The sequence below is a fragment of the Kitasatospora sp. MY 5-36 genome (assembly GCF_001182915.1).
Classification (GTDB): Bacteria; Actinomycetota; Actinomycetes; order Streptomycetales; family Streptomycetaceae; genus Kitasatospora.
In genome coordinates, this window is record NZ_LFVW01000708.1 from 1 (window position 1) to 1,257 (window position 1,257).

Annotated in this window: 2 protein-coding genes; one reads left to right on the forward strand and one right to left on the reverse strand. The window is 77.8% G+C overall.

Going from position 1 to position 1,257, the window contains the following annotated elements:
* The coding region (locus AE652_RS34150) for an ATP-binding cassette domain-containing protein (RefSeq protein ID WP_049658740.1) at nt 1-275 on the reverse strand (275 nt) is incomplete at its 3' end.
* Between the two features lie 126 nt (nt 276-401).
* Between AE652_RS34150 and AE652_RS43270 the strand changes: the two genes are divergently transcribed.
* The coding region (locus AE652_RS43270) for a histidine kinase dimerization/phosphoacceptor domain-containing protein (protein WP_053112424.1) at nt 402-1,257 on the forward strand (856 nt) is incomplete at its 3' end.

The window sequence follows — 1,257 nt, forward strand, 5'->3', positions numbered from 1 at the left end:
CGCCCGCCGTGGGCGTCGCCCGCGTCCAGCAGCGCGCCGGCGTGCCGCAGGCCGCGCGGCCTGCCGCGGAAGGGGCGGCCGTCGACGGTGACGGCGCCGGAGGTGGGGGCGCTCAGGCCGAGGACCAGCCGCAGGGTGGTGGACTTGCCGGCGCCGTTGGGGCCGAGGAAGCCGGTGACCCGGCCGGGCCGGACGGTGAAGGAGAGACGGTCGACGGCGGTGCGGACGCGGTGGCCGCGGCCGTAGAGCTTGGTCAGCTCGGTGACTTCGATCATGGGCTCCACGGTGCCCGTCCGGCCCGTACGGCAGCATCGGACCGGCGTCGACAGTGCCCGTCACCCCCGGCCGTACAACCACGGCTGGATGACGGCCTCGCCGGGCCGTCGTTACGATCTTGGACCATGTCACCGACGCCCTCCCCGCCGCTGCTCCGGCGCGTCCCGCCCGAGGTCTGGGTCGGCCTCGCCTGGTGCGTGGCCGCCGGCTACCCCGCCGTCCGGCTCGGCGGCGACGCCTCGCAGCACCCCGGCGCCGCCGCGCACGGCGGCTGGGCGTTCACCCTGGCCGACACGGTGGTGGCCTTCGCGGGCGCGGCGCTGGTGCGACGGCTGCCGGTGCTCTCCGTCGTCCTGCTGCTGATCGCCGCGTTCACCGAGACCGACGGGTGGGCCGGCGGCGCCCAGGTGCCGCCCGGCGCGCTGCTCGCCGTGGACGTCGCGCTCTGCCTGATCACCGCGACCCGGCCGCGCTGCACCTCGCGGGCCGCCTTCACGCTGGTGATGGCCCTCCTGGTGGCGCACATCGGCATGGTGCACGGCAACACGGTGGGCATCTTCACCGGCACCCACATCGGCTCGGCCGACGGCGCCGCGCTGCTCGCGCTGGTCGCCTGGCTGGTCGGCCGCTCGGGGCGGCAGAACCGGGAGCACGCGGCGGCGCTCGGCGCCCGGGCGGCCGAGGAGGCGGTCACCGCCGAACGGCTGCGGATCGCCCGCGAGATGCACGACACCGTCGCGCACAGCCTCGGCATCGTCGCCCTCCAGGCGGGCGCCGCCCGCCGGGTGATCGACCGTCGGCCGGAGCGGGCCAAGCAGGCGCTGGGCGAGATCGAGGCGGCCGGGCGGGACACCCTGGCGGCGCTGCGCCGGATGCTGGTCGCGCTGCGGGAGGCCGACGGCGAGGCCTCGGCCCCGGTGCCGCAGGGCCTGGCCGACCTCGACCGGCTGGCCGGGGCGACCACCGCGGCGGGGGTGCGGG